Raw genomic sequence first — 19,422 nt, forward strand, 5'->3', positions numbered from 1 at the left:
TTTCATTTTTATTATTTATCTTATTATTAATCTATTAATATTTTGTGTATTAATTATTTATTTGTATTTTTGTTGTATTGAATTTAAACAAAAATAAACCCTAAAATGAGCTTAATTAGTCTTTGTAAACAACTTGAAGATCCTCGTATTGACCGAAAAAAAGAACACTCTTTGGAAGTCATCGTTTATATAGCCTTGTGTGCTGTAATCTGTGGAAGTGAAAGTTGGAATGAAATAGAACGGTTCGGTATTTGTAAGTTTGACTTCTTTAAACGTCGTTTTCCTGATTTAGTAAAGATCCCCAGTCATGATACTTTCAATCGTTTTTTCAGTTTACTCAAACCCGGTTATTTTGAATTGGTCTTTCGTGATTGGGTATCTGAGCTTTGTGGTAAGTATGAAGGGGTTGTTGCTATAGTGGAGAGCACTCCGAAAGAGTGCTTCTAAAAGAAAAGATAAGGTGGAATCTTCCCGATTTCCATCTTTCTTTTTTCTTCTTATCAATAAAAACAATAAATGTTTTCCGAACCGGATATAAATGTGGAAACTTTACAAGCCGTATTATAGAACCAGTCATTTTGCTATAAAATCAATAGAATTTATCAATTATGGACTACAATTTTAAACTTTTATTCCTACATTTGCAGCCAAATGATAACTTATTAATAAAAATACAGATACCATGGCTAAAATAACGAAAGAAGCCGCTTTGCTCTACCACTCACAGGGCAAACCCGGTAAGATTGAGGTAGTTCCTACCAAACCGTACAGTACACAAACAGATTTAGCACTCGCATATTCTCCCGGCGTAGCAGAACCATGCCTCGAAATAGAGAAAAATCCACAGGACGCATATAAATACACTGCGAAAGGTAACCTTGTTGCCGTTATCTCTAACGGTACAGCCGTACTCGGACTGGGCGATATAGGCGCATTGAGCGGCAAACCGGTAATGGAAGGCAAAGGGCTGCTCTTCAAAATCTATGCGGGTATTGACGTCTTCGATATCGAAGTGGACGAAAAAGACCCTGAAAAATTCATCGCAGCGGTGAAAGCTATCGCTCCTACTTTCGGTGGTATCAATCTGGAAGATATCAAAGCACCGGAATGTTTCGAAATCGAACGCCGTCTGAAAGAAGAACTGGATATCCCGGTGATGCACGACGACCAGCACGGAACGGCTATCATCTCCAGTGCCGGACTGGTAAACGCCCTGCAAGTGGCCGGAAAGAAAATCGAGGATGTGAAAATCGTTGTGAACGGTGCCGGTGCATCCGCAGTATCTTGTACTAAATTGTATGTTTCACTGGGTGCACGTCTCGAAAATATCGTCATGCTGGACAGCAAAGGCGTAATCAGCAAAACACGTACCGACCTGAACGAACAGAAAAGATACTTCGCCACCGACCGCACAGATGTCCACACACTGGAAGAAGCAATCAAAGGCGCAGATGTATTCCTCGGCCTGTCGAAAGGAAATGTGCTGAGCCAGGATATGGTGCGCAGCATGGCTCCGATGCCTATCGTATTTGCACTGGCCAACCCTACGCCGGAAATCTCTTACGAAGACGCCATGTCAGCCCGCCCCGATGTATTGATGGCAACCGGACGTTCCGACTATCCGAACCAGATTAATAATGTAATCGGTTTCCCGTACATCTTCCGTGGCGCATTGGACACGCATGCCAAAGCAATCAACGAGGATATGAAGATTGCCGCTGTACACGCCATCGCCAATCTGGCAAAACAGCCTGTACCTGATGTCGTAAATGAAGCCTATCATGTAAACAACCTCTCTTTCGGCCCGGAATATTTCATCCCGAAACCGGTAGACCCGCGTCTCATCACAGAAGTTTCCTGTGCCGTAGCCAAAGCCGCTATGGAAAGCGGAGTGGCTCGCACGGAAATCAAAGACTGGGACGCTTACTGCGTACATCTGCGTGAATTGATGGGCTACGAATCCAAACTGACCCGCCAACTGTATGATACTGCCCGCCGCTCACCGCAACGTGTCGTATTTGCCGAAGGTATCCACCCGAATATGCTGAAAGCTGCCGTTGAAGCCAAAGCCGAAGGGATCTGCCATCCTATCTTATTAGGAAACGACGAAGCTATCGGAAAACTGGCAGAAGAAATGGATCTTAGCCTGGAAGGTATCGAAATCGTCAATCTCCGCCATCCGGACGAATCGGACCGCCGCGAACGCTACGCCCGCATCCTTGCAGAAAAACGTGCACGCGAAGGATTTACCTACGAAGAAGCCAACGACAAGATGTTCGAACGCAACTACTTCGGCATGATGATGGTGGAAACAGGAGATGCAGACGCATTCATCACCGGACTTTATACAAGATATAGCAATACGATCAAAGTGGCAAAAGAAGTGATCGGCATCCAACCGGGCTTCAAACACTTCGGCACCATGCATATCCTGAATTCCAAGAAAGGTACTTACTTCCTGGCAGACACATTGATCAACCGCCACCCCGATACGGAAACACTGATTGATATCGCCAAACTGTCTGATAAAACAGTTCGTTTCTTCAACCACACACCGGTGATCTCTATGTTGTCCTACTCTAACTTCGGTGCTGATACCACAGGTAGCCCGGTGAAAGTGCACGAAGCTGTTGCTCACATGCAGGAAGAATATCCGGAATTGGCTATCGACGGTGAAATGCAGGTAAATTTTGCCATGAACCGCGAATTGCGTGATGCCAAATATCCGTTTACCCGCCTGAAAGGTAAAGACGTAAATACATTGATTTTCCCGAATCTAAGTTCAGCAAACGCCGGTTACAAACTGTTGCAGGCAATGGACCCGGATACAGAATTCATCGGCCCTATCCAGATGGGATTGAACAAACCTATCCACTTCACCGATTTCGAAAGTTCTGTCCGCGACATTGTGAATATCACAGCCGTAGCCGTGATCGATGCCATCGTAGACAAGAAGAAAAAAGAAAGCAAATGAAAAGGCCTTTATCCAAATCACAAATAGTTTGCATCAGCTTGCTTTGGTTGGCGCTTTGCTATTTAGTTCTGGCAAAAGCCGAACGAATTGACGGGATGACAATAGTAATGCTTGTCATTTCGGCAGCATTGGTATTTATTCCTGTTTATAAGTCAATCAAAAAGAGCAAATAAATATCTTTTTTCCTATTTTTAATGCGATAAAATATCAAATTTGATGTTTTATCGCATTTTTCTTTATAAAATGTTTGATAGTTCAATTTTTATCTTTACTTTTGCAACCGGAAATAAAAATCCGATGTACCCATATACAAGTGTGCAAATCGCTATACGGCAGAAAAGCACATAGTCGAGCGGCACATGAGCTATTTGTCAAATTAGCACATTATTTTATATCAACCAATTAAAGAAAAAAAAGATTATGAATGCAGCAAAGGTATTAGACGATCTGAAAAGAAGATTTCCCAATGAACCGGAATATCATCAAGCAGTAGAAGAAGTGCTTTCTACTATTGAAGAAGAATACAACAAACACCCGGAGTTTGATAAAGTAAACTTGATCGAACGTTTGTGTATTCCAGATAGAGTATATCAGTTTCGCGTGACTTGGATGGATGATAAAGGTAATATTCAAACCAACATGGGTTACCGTGTTCAGCACAACAACGCGATCGGTCCTTACAAAGGCGGTATCCGTTTCCATTCATCTGTAAACCTTTCTATCTTGAAGTTCCTTGCCTTTGAACAAACATTCAAAAACTCACTGACTACGCTGCCGATGGGTGGTGGTAAAGGTGGTTCCGACTTCTCTCCTCGTGGAAAGTCAAATGCTGAAGTAATGCGCTTTGTACAGTCGTTCATGTTGGAACTGTGGCGTCACATCGGTCCTGAAACGGACGTTCCTGCCGGTGACATCGGTGTTGGTGGCCGTGAAGTAGGTTTCATGTTCGGTATGTACAAGAAACTGGCTCACGAATTTACCGGAACATTCACAGGTAAGGGCCGCGAATTCGGTGGTTCGCTGATTCGTCCGGAAGCTACCGGTTATGGTAACATCTACTTCCTGATGGAAATGCTGAAAACAAAAGGCACTGACCTGAAAGGTAAAGTTTGTCTGGTTTCCGGTTCTGGTAACGTTGCTCAATATACAATCGAAAAAGTAATCGAACTGGGTGGTAAAGTAGTTACTTGCTCTGACTCTGACGGTTATATCTACGATCCGGATGGTATCGACCGCGAAAAACTGGATTACATCATGGAACTGAAGAATCTGTACCGTGGCCGTATCCGCGAATACGCAGAAAAATATGGTTGCAAATATGTAGAAGGAGCTAAACCTTGGGGTGAAAAATGTGATATCGCTCTTCCTTCTGCTACTCAAAACGAATTGAATGGCGACCACGCTCGTCAACTGGTAGCAAACGGTTGTATCGCTGTATCTGAAGGAGCTAACATGCCTTCTACTCCGGAAGCTATCAAAGTGTTTCAGGATGCTAAGATCCTTTACGCTCCGGGTAAAGCTGCTAATGCCGGTGGTGTGTCAGTATCAGGTCTTGAAATGACTCAAAACTCTATCAAATTGAGCTGGAGCGCTGAAGAAGTAGACGAAAAACTGAAGAGCATCATGAAGAATATCCACGAAGCTTGCGTTCAGTACGGTACAGAAGCCGACGGATACGTAAACTATGTGAAGGGTGCTAACGTAGCCGGATTCATGAAGGTTGCTAAAGCAATGATGGCACAAGGTATCGTGTAATCAGCGAAAGATATATAAGCTATAGTTTATTTAAAGGCTCCCGCCTTCCGAAAGGAAGTGCGGGAGTTTTTTTTATACCCTATAAGGTATAATCCATAAAACCATAACTAAAATTATACCCTAAAGGGTGTAAATCAGAGAAAATACATTATCTTTGTACCCAAAAGGGTATAATATGAACGATAAATCATTATCAGAATACGTAAAGCTAATGCGTAAAGAACATAACTTGACCCAAGTAGAACTCTCCGAAAAATCAGGAGTTGGGTTACGCTTTGTACGCGAACTCGAACAAGGCAAACAGACTTTGCGTCTTGATAAAGTAAATCAAGTGCTTAGTCTTTTTGGAACGGAAGTGGGTGTTGTACCAATAAGTAAATTCAACAAGCTATGAGACAAGCACACATATACTACCAAGACCAGTTGGCAGGATTACTTACAGAAGATGAAAATGGCTATACTTTTCAATATGATGCAGCCTACATTAAATCCAACGATGCCGACCCTGTCAGCCTCACGCTTCCAATCTCTGAAAAGCCATATACAAGTCTAATATTATTCCCATTCTTTGACGGTCTCATTCCCGAAGGCTGGCTTTTAGATATTGCCGAGAAAAGTTGGAAGATAAATCGCCGTGACCGTATGTCACTACTCCTTGCCTGTTGCAAAGATTGCATCGGTGCAGTTAGTGTGATTCCTGTCTTAAATAAAGAATAATGATGAACAGATGCCTATATTGTTATCAGGAACTTGGCGAGGGAGAAACTGATTTTCACCCTCAATGCGGAAAAAAAATATTTGGAAGTAAAACTATCCCCCTCCTACCCTATACCAAAGCAGATATCAAGCAACTTGCCGAACAAGTCATACGTTCACAAACCACACTTACAGGAGTGCAAGCAAAATTGTCTCTCGATATATCATCGTCCCCCAACCAACCACAACGTTTTACTATCGTAGGTTTATGGGGGCGTTATATTCTCAAACCGCAAACGGAGCAATTTAAATATATGCCTGAAGTTGAGGATTTAACAATGCATCTTGCCGAATTGGCTAAAGTAAACGTTGTTCCTCATTCATTGATTCGTTTTGCCGATGGCGAATTGGCCTATATCACCAAACGCATAGATAGAACCTCGAAGGGTGAAAAGCTGCCAATGGAAGACATGTGTCAGCTTTCGGAACGCCTCACAGAATATAAATATAAGGGCTCTTATGAAAAGATAGCAAAAATAATTATGCAATATTCCGCTGTGCCAAAACTTGACGTAATAAATTTCTGGGAACAAGTCGTTTTCTCATGGCTGACCGGAAATGCGGATATGCATCTAAAAAACTTTTCACTTTATAGTCAGCGTAAAGGCTATTATTCGCTGACTCCGGGATATGACATGCTCTCTACGGCACTCCTCATGCCAGAGGACACCGAAGAATTGGCTTTAACACTAAATGGTAAAAAACGCAAAATCAAGCGTTCTGATTTTGAAGTTGCCATGAATAGCTGCAGTTTGGAGAAAAAGATCATAGACAATCTATTTTCTAAATTTACCAAGGTTGCTGACAAATGGCTGAAGTTCATAGATATTTCTTTCTTGCCAAAAGATATGAAGCAACAGTATAAGCTGATTATAACAAGGAGGTTAGATTTGTTATAAAACAGTGTAGAGATGCAAAGAGGAAATAACTTATTTATAATATCAATAAAAAAAATTCTTGGGGATTTAACGGCTACTTAAGTTGAAGTAGATTCTTATTTCTTCATCGTGTTCTTCCGCGTTATGAATATTCTCTAAAAAGGACATAATCGCGCAGAAAGGAGGAAAATAGTGATTAATAATGCAGAAATGAGCAAAATTCGGAATGAATAAAAGAAGATATCTCGTATAAGCGCTTATCCATCGGACTTTCGGTTGAAAGCGCCCCTAAAACCACTCCATTTTACTTTCAGCCTCTGTGCTATTGAATTTTCTTTTAACATTCTACAGAAATAGCGATTCAACTCTTTTAACTATCTTTGTCCCCTATATAACTCATTAATATTTATAACAGACTGATGAAACTAAAAAAATTATTCGCCGGAATGATATTATGTCTGGCAGTCGCTTCCTGCATTCAAGATGAAGCTCAAAATGTTGAAGCAGCCATAGACGGATGCAGCGGAAACCACATCCAACAGTATTTGATTGATCGAAATGACTTCACCATTCAATTGTATGTATCAAAAGCTGCTGACCCATCCCAAATAAACATCAACTTCGACCTCCCTACTGGAGCTTCTATACAACCAGTACGACAATTAACCGGAGACGAAGCTAACGTCTACAACTTTGATGATGAAAACCCTAGAGAATTTAAAGTTACATCAGAAGACGGTGCTTTTTCTGCAACCTACACAATCAAACTTTGGCAAACAGAAATGCCTTTGGTATACGACTTTGAAACTTTAAGTTCAGATGCTCCCTATCACAAATTCTATGAAGATCAATCTTCTGAAAATGTTATCCGTCGATTAGAGCTTGCTAGTGGAAACCCAGGATTTGAATTAACCAAAATGGCAAAAACACCGGAAGACTACCCCACAGTACGAGCAAATGGAGGAGTTGATGGTGGCAAATGTGTAAAACTGACAACGAAGGACACAGGTAGCTTCGGAAGTATGGTAAAAATGTATATTGCTGCAGGAAACTTGTTCATCGGTTCGTTTGAAGTGGGACAGGCTTTAAACAACGCAATGAAAGCCACTCGCTTTGGCTTTCCATTCTTCTACTATCCGCTCAAGTTGAAAGGATGGTATAAATATAAAGCAGGTGCCAACTTTTCATCAAAAGGAGAAATCATAGAAGGGAGAAAAGATAAATGTGACATCTATGGTGTATTATATGAAACAGATGATAATGTACAATTTCTCGATGGCTCTACTTCACTCACTTCACCCAATATTGTAGCTTTGGCACAAAATCTTGATGCACTTCCAGAAACAGATAATTGGAAAGAATTCAGTTTTAAATTCGAACCGCAGAATGGCAAATCTATTGACCCTAACAAACTAATGAAAGGTATCTACAAACTTGGCATCGTATTCTCTTCCAGTGCAGACGGTGCAAAATTTGAGGGAGCTGTTGGCAGTACACTTTATATAGACAAAGTGGTAATTGAACATACTTCTAACCCGAGTGAATATCCTGCAAATTAATAATAAACCCAATCAACCGATAAGATAATGAAGAAAATAATATATAATAAAGTAACAGGAATCATATTCCTTGCAATACTTTTTTCACAGGTGACACATGCCCAAAACGAACGTAACAAAGCTCTTATCTACTCATATTTACATGGATGGGAGTATAGCATCAAAGCCGGATTGAGCATTGGGGGTACTTCTCCTCTTCCCCTACCGAAAGAAATACGTAGTATTGATAGCTACTCTCCCAACATAGCTATCGCTATCGAGGGAAATACCACAAAATGGTTCGGCAAAAACAAAAAATGGGGAATGACCGCAGGTATACGGCTTGAGAATAAAACGATGACTACTGAAGCTACCGTAAAAAATTATGGTATGAAGATCATCAACACTAATGGTGGCGAGCTACAAGGTCTTTGGACTGGTGGAGTAAAAACAAAAGTGAAAAATTCATATCTCACCATTCCTGTATTGGCTAATTATAAGATAAGCGACCGTTGGAAAGTATCACTTGGTCCTTATGTCTCTTATATGTCTGAAGGCAACTTCTCTGGACATGTATATGAAGGGCATCTACGCACACCTGATGAAACAGGTCAGCGTGTCGACTTCAACGGTGAAAGTATTGCAACTTATGATTTCTCTGACAACTTACGCAAATTTCAATGGGGAGCTCAATTAGGCGGTGAGTGGAAAGCTTTCAAACACCTTAATGTCTATGCAGATTTGACATGGGGACTAAACGACATCTTTAAGAAAGACTTTGATACCATCACGTTCGCCATGTACCCCATCTATTTGAATATTGGATTTGGATATGCTTTCTAAAAAGGAGGCTTCCGTAAATGTCACGCTTGAAAGTAGAAAAATTCAATAAATTCTAAATTAAAAAAGGCGTATGTCATAATGCTCAATTATAAAGATTTACCCCTGCTACAGCTACCTGCGGCAGGGGTATTTTTTTCAAAAAGGGAGTTTTGACACACTTTTTTCAATTTATATTAAAAACAACTCAATAAAAAAACAACCCATTCATCGCCTGTTTCATATTTGAGTAATTATAATCCACCAACAATCTCAAATCATTTCTTTACAGTTTATCGATTTCCGAATCGGAAAGCCCCGTCACCTCGCGGATAGCATCAAAGGACATGCCCATCCGTTTCAATTGACCGGCTATGATACGGCGTTCTTCCGCTTTACCTTTCGCCATCCCTTCCGCCAAACCTTCGGCTCTCCCCTTCTGCTCGGCAAACTCCATGGTCACCAGACTATCACGATACACCTTGATACTCTCGTCATACTTCATACGCTCCTCCTTGGAAAGAGAGGCGATGTCGACAATCTTTTCAAGCTTCTCGAATACCGACTTTCGCGCCTTAAAAGGCATTCTGTTCAATGTTTCCATATTCTTCAGTACATAAATCCAACGTTCAAAATCTGTCACACATTCCTCCTCTTCCTTCCGGAAAGAGGGAAGCTCGATGAAAATAAAACGAAGCTTGTCGGAGAATTGTTCGTGCGTGTCACGGTCGGAAAGAACGATGTCCGTACGAAGCTTGTGGGGCATATCCTCCAGCCGGAAGTTCATAAAGAAAACACCGTAAACGGCTTTCAAGTTGAAACGCCAGTCGGCACCCTTCTCGCCCTGACGGGAAACAGCATGGGAAAGGTAATACAAAGCACGTTCGCGGAAGTTGACCTGCTGGCGGTTCTGCATCTCGACAATAAACTGCTCGCCGTTCTCAGTCGTACAGTAAATGTCGTAGATGACACCACGGTCGCCCATGTATTCCGGGAGAATCTCTTTATCGAGAAAAGTGATATCAGTGATGCTCTTTTCGTCCACTAGAAGGTCATTGAGAAAATCTATCAGCAAATCTTTGCTGACTTCCTGACCGAAGATTTTCTTGAAACCTACGTCCGTGAAAGGGTTGATAAACTTTGCCATGATTGCTTGATTCTATGTTTTATATCACAAAGATAATAACTGAATACAAATTATCACTATTTAAAGAGAAGATTCCCACATGAGACCAAACGATACTTATAAAGCATCGATTTCCGAATCGGAAAGTCCCGTCACCTCACGGATAGCATCAAAGGACATGCCCATCCGTTTCAACTGACCGGCTATGATACATCGTTCTTCCGCTTTACCTTTCGCCATCCCTTTCGCCATCCCTTCCGCCAAACCTTCGGCTCTCCCCTTCTGCTCGGCAAACTCCATCGTCACCAGACTATCACGATACACCTTGATGCTCTCGTCATACTTCATACGCTCCTCCTTGGAAAGAGAGGCGATGTCGACAATCTTTTCAAGCTTCTCGAATACCGACTTTCGCGCCTTAAAAGGCATTCTGTTCAATGTTTCCATATTCTTCAGTACATAAATCCAACGTTCAAAATCTGTCACGCATTCCTCCTCTTCCTTCCGGAAAGAGGGAAGCTCGATGAAAATAAAACGAAGCTTGTCGGAGAATTGTTCGTGCGTGTCACGGTCGGAAAGAACGATGTCCGTGCGAAGTTTGTGGGGCATATCCTCCAGACGGAAGTTCATGAAGAAAACACCATATACAGCTTTCAGACCGAAACGCCAATCGGCACCCTTCTCGCCTTGGCGGGAAACGGCATGGGAAAGATAATACAAAGCGCGTTCGCGGAAGTTGACCTGCTGGCGGTTCTGCATCTCGACGATAAACTGCTCGCCGTTCTCAGTCGTACAGTAAATGTCGTAGATGACACCACGGTCGCCCATATACTCGGGCAAGACCTCCTTATCCAGAAAAGTGATATCAGTGATGCTCTTTTCGTCCACTAGAAGGTCATTGAGAAAATCTATCAGCAAATCTTTGCTGACTTCCTGACCGAAGATTTTCTTGAAACCGACGTCCGTGAAAGGGTTGATAAACTTTGCCATGGTTGCTTGATTCTATGTTTTATATCACAAAGATAATAACTGAATACGAATTATCACTATTTAAAGAGAAGATTCCCACATGAGACCAAACGATACTTATAAAGCATCGATTTCCGAATCGGAAAGCCCCGTCACCTCGCGGATAGCATCAAAGGACATGCCCATCCGTTTCAACTGACCGGCTATGATACGGCGTTCTTCCGCTTTACCTTCAGCTTTACCCTCAGCCTTACCTTTCGCCATCCCTTCCGCCAAACCTTCAGCTCTCCCCTTCTGCTCGGCAAACTCCATGGTCACCAGACTATCACGATACACCTTGATACTCTCGTCATACTTCACACGCTCCTCCTTGGAAAGAGAGGCGATGTCGACAATCTTTTCAAGCTTCTCGAATACCGACTTTCGCGCCTTAAAAGGCATTCTGTTCAATGTTTCCATATTCTTCAGTACATAAATCCAACGATCAAAATCTGTCACACACTCCGCCTCTTCCTTCGTGAAAGAGGGAAGCTCGATGAAAATAAAACGAAGCTTGTCGGAGAATTGTTCGTGCGTGTCACGGTCAGAAAGAACGATGTCCGTACGAAGTTTGTGGGGCATATTCTCCAGCCGGAAGTTCATAAAGAAAACACCGTAAACGGCTTTCAGGTTAAAACGCCAATCGGCACCCTTCTCGCCTTGGCGGGAAACGGCATGGGAAAGATAATACAAAGCGCGTTCGCGGAAGTTGACCTGCTGGCGGTTCTGCATCTCGACAATAAACTGCTCGCCGTTCTCAGTCGTACAGTAAATGTCGTAGATGACACCACGGTCGCCCATATACTCGGGCAAGACCTCCTTATCCAGAAAAGTGATGTCCGTGATACTCTTTTCGTCCACTAGAAGATCATTTAGAAAATCTATCAGCAAGTCCTTGCTGACTTCCTGACCGAAGATTTTCTTGAAACCGACGTCCGTGAAAGGGTTGATAAACTTTGCCATGATTGCTTGATTCTATGTTTTATATCACAAAGATAATAACTGAATACGAATTATCACTATTTAAAGAGAAGATTCCCACATGAGACCAAACGATACTTATAAAGCATCGATTTCCGAATCGGAAAGTCCCGTCACCTCGCGGATAGCATCAAAGGACATGCCCATCCGTTTCAACTGACCGGCTATGATACGGCGTTCTTCCGCTTTACCTTCTGCCTTGCCTTTCGCCAGTCCCTTCTCCATCCCTTTCTCTAGTCCTTTCGCCATCCCTTCCGCCAAGCCTTCGGCTCTCCCCTTCTGCTCGGCAAACTCCATGGTCACCAGACTATCACGATACACCTTGATGCTCTCGTCATACTTCATACGCTCTTCCTTGGAAAGAGAGGCGATGTCGACAATCTTTTCAAGCTTCTCGAATACCGACTTTCGCGCCTTAAAAGGCATTCTGTTCAATGTTTCCATATTCTTCAGTACATAAATCCAACGTTCAAAATCTGTCACGCATTCCTCCTCTTCCTTCGTAAAAGAGGGAAGCTCGATGAAAATAAAACGAAGCTTGTCGGAGAATTGTTCGTGCGTGTCACGGTCGGAAAGAACGATGTCCGTGCGAAGCTTGTGGGGCATATCCTCCAGACGGAAGTTCATAAAGAAAACACCATAAACGGCTTTCAAGCTGAAACGCCAGTCGGCACCCTTCTCCCCTTGGCGAGAAACGGCATGGGAAAGATAATACAAAGCGCGTTCGCGGAAATTAACCTGCTGGCGGTTCTGCATCTCGACGATAAACTGCTCGCCGTTCTCGGTCGTACAGTAAATGTCGTAGATGACACCACGGTCGCCCATATACTCGGGCAAGACCTCCTTATCCAGAAAAGTGATGTCAGTGATGCTCTTTTCGTCCACTAGAAGGTCATTGAGAAAATCTATCAGCAAGTCCTTGCTGACTTCCTGACCGAAGATTTTCTTGAAACCGACGTCCGTGAAAGGATTGATATATTTTGCCATTATGGTATAAGTTTATCTGTTGGATTTCACAAAGATAACGCTTGAAAATGAATTATCACAATTTAAAAGAAGATTTTTGCTACCGTGTGATTCTGTGATTATTCATTATCTTCTCAATCAACTGTCGCATTTATAACTTAAACTTAAGGTCAACTCTCTACAAAATAAAAAAAATGAAAATTATCTGTCATCTGTCACACATTGGTACATAATCATCTGATTACAAACATTTAATCGTGTGACAGCACGTGGTGACAGCAAGGTAACGGCAATTTTGCTGTCACACATGCAATCATGATGTATCATAATCAACAGCCTGTCAGATATTAATCATTGAGAGGATCAGGCATTAATTGAGTATCGGTTTTAGAATCTGTTTAAACCTTTCTTCAATAATAATTTTATAGCTGATATTTTAACCGAATGCTTTTTTCACAATCCACCTTTTGTAAACAGGTCTGCATCCCTGTTTTTTTATATGCACTATGTATGGATAACTACTTATCAGAGATGGGAACTTTCTTAAAATTTTTATTTCACCCCTTTTGAAACAAGCTCTTCTCATCACGTCTGTCTATAGTCAGCAGAAAAGGTATTAACAGTTGCGTTCTTGGCTGTTAACGAAAAATTTCCTACCCATTAAATATAAACTTCCTCTGGATAGGAAGGAAACTTTCTTTTCATTCGATGCAAACTATAAACGCAAGCTTTGATTATATAATTGCAAGTTGCGTTTTTATAATCAAAGCCTTTGTTTTTATAAACGAAGCTTGCGTTTATAGATTACGGTTAACGAAGAATAAGTTTACATGCTGATAATAAGAAGTTTACAATTAATGAATGAGAACTTTTTTATTAATGAATGAAAAGTGGGTTATTAAGAGCCTGCTCCGAGTTTTGCCCGACACAGTTTTGAGAGTTGCTTTCGAGTATATTTTCTGTTGTTGTGAGGAGCATGACGGAAACTATGTGACGAATAAAAACTGGTCGGTAAAGCCTATCTAACACAATCTCAGGAAAATTTAAACAGGCTCTTAATCATTAAACAAGATCAATTCTATACTTTTCATGTTCTTTTTTTAAGATTTTCCCTATATTTCATACAAAAATAAGACACCTTTCTCATATAAACATATAAAGTTCATGTTTAATATACCCACCCTTAAAATATCTCTTCCAACCAAAATGAGCAATCGTTATATAAACAACATAGAAAAGAGGGTTCCGAAAAGGGTACCCTTCATCTTTTTTATAGCTTTTATGTGTGTTGCGTACTTTTTTGCCCAACTATAAAAATTGCGACTATCCAACTTATATTTCTCTCTAAACTGTCGTTATAAACTGCTCCATTTCCCTTTTTCTTAGTCTTTTTCCCCTTGGCTATCATTTTTCCAATGTTGAAGGCAATAGCTAAGATACCAAAGTCCATGACAATCTTATCAAAGCCTACATGCCTGAATCTCTTATATCCCTTATTCCATTTTATTTGCCCAAAGACTGCTTCTACCTCCACCGGTCTTTTGCTTCTATGTTTGAGCCCTTCCGGTGAAATGAGCCTCTCTCGTGCCAGTTGCTTGTATCGTCTTAATTTATGGTTAACTCTGATCTCTCTATTTCCTTTTCCCTTGTGATATTTATTCCGCAGAGGACATTCCTTGCAGTCTGCGGCACGGTAAACGCTTATTTCACTTTCATACCCATTATCATTGACAGTCCGGGTTTTGTAAGCAAGCTTCATATGCTGTCCCATTGGGCATACAAAGTAATCATCCGATTCGTTATAGTATAAATTCTCTTGTTTAGAGATATCCCCTTTCCATTTCTTAGTTTGCTCCACATGAAAATAATTATACTTCACATAAGCGCTTATACCAAAGTATCCCATAAACTCATAATTCTCTTCGCTTCCATATCCGGCATCCGCGCAAACCTCCTTCATCAAACGGTTGTATCTCAGCCAACCATATAATAGAAATGGAATTAGCGTTAAGGTATCACCGGGATTGTGAGAGAAAGCATAATTTGTTATAAACTGGTTTTCGGTAGATATCTGCAGATTATATCCCGGTTTAAGTTGTCCGTTTTTCATGTGATCTTCTTTCATGCGCATGAAAGTAGCATCAGGATCTGTTTTGGAATAGCTGTTTCTTTCCTGCATCGTATCCAGGTGCTTCTCATAATCTTGCAGTTTGGGAAGATGTTCTTCCTTAAGTTTCTTAATCTGACGAAGCTCACGTTTGCCGCGGTTCTCAAGATTGATAGCATCTATTTTTTCCTTCTGTGAATGCACCCTTTCAAACGTTTGCTACGAAAATCATTGATAGTACGAAAGTCGGGAGTTGATTTACCCGAAAGCCACATATAAAGGATGTTCTCCTGAAGTAGGCGAGCTATCTTACGACAGGAATAAACATTGTTAAGGTAGGCGAAGAATAATACCTTTAGAAGCATACGGGGATAATAAGCTGGACAACCGCCACCGTTATAAGTAGACAGCAACGGACTAATGTCAAGGTCATCAACGATCCGATTGACAAGCCTGACCGGAGCATCCGAAGCAATATTTTCATCAAGACGCGAAGGAAATAGTACTCCCATGCCTTGAGAACACTCCTTAAATTGTATATTTGTTCACCCGATTAACATGCTCTAAGATAAGAATTTTAGAGCAAATAAAAAAGTCTGAGCTTGGGAAAGTTCAGACTTTTGCACAAATAAATAGAGGGTACCCTTTTCGGACACCCTCTTTTTAACATAAGCATTATTTCACTTACGCAATAATTCTATTCACATACAACTTCAAATTCATCCACAATCAAAGTACTACCACCGGCACCTTTAAATGAATCACCATCTTTACTTGAAGAGCAAACTATAGCAAATTTATATTTGCTATTTCGGTCATACTCTTGTAAATATTCAAATTCAATGTTAAAAGGAGTATATTCTTTAATATCCTCAACGATAATATTAGCAACAGCAACTCTTAATTCCGAAGTGTTCACATCGTGACCTGTCAATACAATCTCTTTACCATCCTCACCTGTTTGCACTTTATACAATATGGCTTGAATCTGTCCTTTATCTTTAATATCAACCGGTTTTACATCCTCATGATTAGAAGCGTCAAGATAATTAGAACCTGATTCATATTTATAAACACCCTTAAAACGAAGCGGTTTTCCACCTAAACCAACTGTTTCTGCATCAAGACCAAATTTAGTACAACTCAACCTATCACCTTGCAAAGCAGGCATCATATCAAATTTACCAATAAAAATAGAACCGGCAGTAATCTTCGGAACTAATGAACTTGGCTCATTTGGATATTCAAAAGTTATCAATTTAGCCGCATACGTACCATCCTCTCTAGTTTCTTTTCTCAACAAAGTACCACCTAAAAAACCTGCTCCAGCAGCACTTCCTGCCCACAAATCTTTGGGTAACAGTTCATCATTCTTAGTACCTTCCTTCCATTCTTCAAAAGAATATTTCAATACACTGCGAGTACCTTCTACAAAAGCCGTATAAACTTTCACGGTTCCATCTTCCGCCATCACAGTATAAGTCACTTTCTTATTATTCGAGAAGTCCTGTTCTACACCGGAAGCCGGAGTAATAGTTGCTCCTTCAGATATTTCAATAATAGGAGTAAACTTGAAAGATGCTGCCTTCTCATTAACAGCAAAAACAATCGTACCAGCTTCTTCATTTATAACTGGTTGTTCTACCACTGCCTCATCGTCAATGATGAAACTTGCAATCTTAGCTTCACTACTTTCCGAACCTGTCAATTTAGTACCTTCATATACCACTTTCACAGCCTGTTCCAAATCACCCAATTTGGCAGCGATATCCAAATCAACTACTACTTTATTACCAGAGATATGTCCTTGGGCATTAATATCACCAGTCAAATTATATTGTGTCACATTCAAGACTTGCTTTCCTGTAAAACGATAGCTGTTTCCATCTTTCTCCAAAGCACAATCAGTCAAAGCAATAGTACCCAAGTCCATTCCCATAAAATTGAAATCCTTCAATTCCATATTAACAGAAGCATCTCCTGCCTTAGATATTGTTATATTTTTAGGAATATCAGATCCTATTGTAGTTCCATCCAAAGAAATATCCAATGTTCCTTTATAAACTCCGGCAATTTCAGCATCTATAGGATAAACAACAGCATCGTCATCGTCACTACATCCCGTAAACAAAGTCACAGAACAAACGAGCATAAACAAATACAACAAACTTTTCTTCATAATTTTCATTGTTAGTTAATAATCTTTTTTTCGATAAAAAATCGAGTGCAAAGTAATGACTTTGCATTTACCCTCGCAAGGTCTATTCTTTGTATTTTATGTTCTATTTTTAAGATTTGTATGCCAGACTTCCCATTTTTAACCCCAAAATGAGATAGTTTTTTCAAGACAAACCTATATTTAACCGATTGGTATCGACTGATTTCATTTCAAACGTATAACCATCCATACTAAAATCCGAAACAGAGGAAGTCACAACATCATGATTGACCCTCATTTGGTTGAAAAAGAAAGTTTCACGAACATTCCCAATCTCCGACTGTTCTCCTCCAAGATTGTATATCAGATTGGTATTATCAAGATATATCTTATCTACTTTCCCCAATCCGCGTATTCCTTCCGTATCATCACGAAGCTGGGCTATCAGCCCGGCTTCTTCAATATAAAGACAATAATCCGCCACGCTGTTGCGGCTCACATTGAGGGCGGTAGCTATACTACTGATCCTACACCACGAGGGGTACTTTGTTCTTCAAACAGAACTCCAGTATGGACTCGCCTTGTGGCATGGCTTCCGCTTTGTAGCGGATGAACAGCCTTTCGAAATCACTGCTGCTATACATATGTTTTTAGTTTTGGATTACAGCAGCGAAAGTCAGTGTTATTATGGTTGGGAGCAATACGTCATGTCGGACGCTTACAACGCTTTGTTTCATTAGAAGGACACAATTTTGAAACTAATCATCATAATCGTATTTCAAACTAAAATCATCTACCCATAAAGTACTGCCATCTCCCCCGGTAAAGTAGTCACCATACTTACTTGCCGTACATACTAACACCAGATATTTAGGAACACGACTAGTAGAACGATAAACTAAAGGTAAATCCAACTCTGTGTATTGAGGTATAGTTTTTCCGGAAATGAATTCCGCATAAGCAATGATATTCGGGTCATTCTTATCGAATAATTTACGCTCACTCTTCTTAGTTCGAATTTCCACAGGTTCATCCCAATCACCTAAAGCTACATAAATATAACAAGAATCAGGTCGACCTTTCAAATAACTGAATTCAGAAGTTGATTTGTCGATAATTACGCTTGTATATTTAATATGTCCTTTCAGACGAGTGGGACGTTCTGTAAATGGCTTGCCAAAACTAAGCACTCCATCAGTAACATCTGTTCTCAAATAATCTCCGACAAACAAGTTACCAGCAGCAAATTTCAATACAATATAAACAGATTTCAACTGTGCAGCCTTACCCGAGCCATTCCATGTATCAAACACCGGAATCGTATTACTGGTGCCAACAGTAGTAGCACCTTTGTTACCCGTATCCCAATACCCTTTCTCCATCCCTTCTGCCCATGGTTTCCAAAGTATCTTGTTATTGCCCTTATCCTCTTTACTCCAATCCTCGAACAAACCGCCCGGAATTTCTACCGCCTTTCCTGTTGTAAAAGAAAGTTCTGTACCATAGTCAGTTCCAGAATAAGCTCGGCAAATATATTCTGTCTCCGCCTTTAGGTGTGGAACACAAGCCGTAAATGCCGCTCCATCAAATGTTATATAAGATTTATCTACTTTTTGCCATTCAAGTGCGGAAGTCTCACGGATTTCAAACCCATTATCCTCTCCTTCAAGCCCTTCACCATATAACCATGCTACATTCACCCATCCATCGGCCTGCTTCGTTTCAGCATTTTTATCTTTACGATAAGCACGCACTTCCCATTCTTCTTCAAAGGAATCTTTATATTTCACCAAGATTTTGGCAGAAGCGTAATTGGAATATACAGTCCAATTCAAAGAAGGTATTTCAGTACTTCCATTATAAGTAGCTCCTACCGGTCCCAACTTCAGTTCAAGCAATTGCAGCTCTTTCCACTTTGTGTCTTTTGTCACATATGCCACAGCCAACCGCTGTTCTTCATTAATATCAGATACCCCAACTTGATTTTGGAGTTTATAAGTTCGATCTATATTACGCTTGGCAAGGATACTCCACTGATAATTTTGATAAAGTGACAATGTTACTTTATAAGGACTCGTCAAATCAATAATATCGTTCACCGCAAGTGTACTTTCAGCACCTTCCGTCACAGTGAAAGCAGTAACCTGAACTTTTTTCAAATCCTGCGTCTCTTCTATATTAAGTGTGACTGTACGGTTTTCTTCGGAAATAACAGCATTCCCTTGCTGTCCGGTCACTTGCATTTCTATAATAGATAATGCAATCTGCGGATATCCTATGTCATTTTTGATACAGCTTTGCAGTAAACATACGATTACTGCACTAAGAGATAAATTATATATAATACGCATCACCA

General features: G+C 40.7%; 15 protein-coding genes and 2 pseudogenes. 9 read left to right on the plus strand and 8 right to left on the minus strand.

What is annotated here, in order from left to right:
* Positions 1-105: 105 nt before the first annotated feature.
* The 9 genes from A4V03_RS13435 to A4V03_RS13470 all read left to right on the plus strand — a co-directional run bounded on the left by A4V03_RS13435 (position 106) and on the right by A4V03_RS13470 (position 8,744).
* Positions 106-447 carry a transposase family protein gene (locus A4V03_RS13435; RefSeq protein ID WP_065539259.1) on the plus strand — a complete coding sequence of 114 codons (342 nt, stop codon included), beginning with the start codon at positions 106-108 and terminating at the stop codon, positions 445-447.
* A gap of 235 nt (positions 448-682) precedes the next feature.
* Positions 683-2,974 carry an NADP-dependent malic enzyme gene (locus A4V03_RS13440; RefSeq protein WP_065539260.1) on the plus strand — a complete coding sequence of 764 codons (2,292 nt, stop codon included), beginning with the start codon at positions 683-685 and terminating at the stop codon, positions 2,972-2,974.
* On the plus strand, positions 2,971-3,147 hold the full coding sequence (locus A4V03_RS20830; protein ID WP_089280722.1) for a hypothetical protein: 177 nt from the start codon (positions 2,971-2,973) through the stop codon (positions 3,145-3,147). The genes A4V03_RS13440 and A4V03_RS20830 overlap by 4 nt, the downstream gene beginning before the upstream one ends.
* 247 nt (positions 3,148-3,394) lie before the next feature.
* Complete coding sequence (locus A4V03_RS13445; protein ID WP_024987856.1) at positions 3,395-4,729, plus strand: NADP-specific glutamate dehydrogenase; 1,335 nt, start codon at positions 3,395-3,397, stop codon at positions 4,727-4,729.
* A gap of 175 nt (positions 4,730-4,904) precedes the next feature.
* Positions 4,905-5,123: a helix-turn-helix transcriptional regulator gene (locus tag A4V03_RS13450; protein WP_065539261.1), complete on the plus strand. Its 219-nt coding sequence runs from the start codon at positions 4,905-4,907 to the stop codon at positions 5,121-5,123.
* Positions 5,120-5,446: a HipA N-terminal domain-containing protein gene (locus A4V03_RS13455; RefSeq protein ID WP_065539262.1), complete on the plus strand. Its 327-nt coding sequence runs from the start codon at positions 5,120-5,122 to the stop codon at positions 5,444-5,446. Before A4V03_RS13450 ends, A4V03_RS13455 begins: the two co-directional genes overlap by 4 nt.
* 2 nt (positions 5,447-5,448) lie before the next feature.
* Positions 5,449-6,384 (plus strand): HipA domain-containing protein, encoded by a 936-nt coding sequence (locus tag A4V03_RS13460; RefSeq protein ID WP_065540425.1) that lies wholly within the window; start codon positions 5,449-5,451, stop codon positions 6,382-6,384.
* A 398-nt stretch (positions 6,385-6,782) separates the two neighbouring features.
* Positions 6,783-7,922, plus strand: a complete 1,140-nt coding sequence (locus tag A4V03_RS13465; protein ID WP_065539263.1) for a PCMD domain-containing protein — start codon at positions 6,783-6,785, stop codon at positions 7,920-7,922.
* A gap of 27 nt (positions 7,923-7,949) precedes the next feature.
* Positions 7,950-8,744 (plus strand): porin family protein, encoded by a 795-nt coding sequence (locus tag A4V03_RS13470; RefSeq protein WP_065539264.1) that lies wholly within the window; start codon positions 7,950-7,952, stop codon positions 8,742-8,744.
* Positions 8,745-9,006: 262 nt separating this feature from the next.
* On the opposite strand, the gene A4V03_RS13475 is transcribed toward A4V03_RS13470, so the two are convergent.
* From A4V03_RS13475 to A4V03_RS13510, 8 genes and pseudogenes are all read right to left on the minus strand, one after another.
* A complete protein-coding gene (locus A4V03_RS13475; RefSeq protein ID WP_065539265.1) occupies positions 9,007-9,867 on the minus strand; it encodes an Rpn family recombination-promoting nuclease/putative transposase in 861 nt (286 codons plus the stop codon).
* Between the two features lie 96 nt (positions 9,868-9,963).
* Positions 9,964-10,836, minus strand: a complete 873-nt coding sequence (locus tag A4V03_RS13480; RefSeq protein ID WP_065539266.1) for an Rpn family recombination-promoting nuclease/putative transposase — start codon at positions 10,834-10,836, stop codon at positions 9,964-9,966.
* A 96-nt stretch (positions 10,837-10,932) separates the two neighbouring features.
* Complete coding sequence (locus A4V03_RS13485) at positions 10,933-11,817, minus strand: Rpn family recombination-promoting nuclease/putative transposase (protein WP_065539267.1); 885 nt, start codon at positions 11,815-11,817, stop codon at positions 10,933-10,935.
* Positions 11,818-11,913: 96 nt separating this feature from the next.
* On the minus strand, positions 11,914-12,822 hold the full coding sequence (locus A4V03_RS13490; protein WP_065539268.1) for an Rpn family recombination-promoting nuclease/putative transposase: 909 nt from the start codon (positions 12,820-12,822) through the stop codon (positions 11,914-11,916).
* A 1,360-nt stretch (positions 12,823-14,182) separates the two neighbouring features.
* Positions 14,183-15,420 (minus strand): annotated as a pseudogene (locus A4V03_RS13495) (transposase); the annotation flags it as partial.
* Between the two features lie 185 nt (positions 15,421-15,605).
* Positions 15,606-17,087, minus strand: coding sequence for a PCMD domain-containing protein (locus A4V03_RS13500; protein ID WP_024987784.1), 1,482 nt, complete (start codon positions 17,085-17,087; stop codon positions 15,606-15,608).
* Between the two features lie 205 nt (positions 17,088-17,292).
* Positions 17,293-17,592, minus strand: a pseudogene (locus A4V03_RS13505) (ATP-binding protein); the annotation flags it as partial.
* Between the two features lie 232 nt (positions 17,593-17,824).
* On the minus strand, positions 17,825-19,417 hold the full coding sequence (locus A4V03_RS13510) for a PCMD domain-containing protein (RefSeq protein WP_236588632.1): 1,593 nt from the start codon (positions 19,415-19,417) through the stop codon (positions 17,825-17,827).
* Positions 19,418-19,422 lie beyond the last annotated feature (5 nt).

This window comes from Bacteroides caecimuris (genome assembly GCF_001688725.2).
Classification (GTDB): Bacteria; Bacteroidota; Bacteroidia; order Bacteroidales; family Bacteroidaceae; genus Bacteroides; species Bacteroides caecimuris.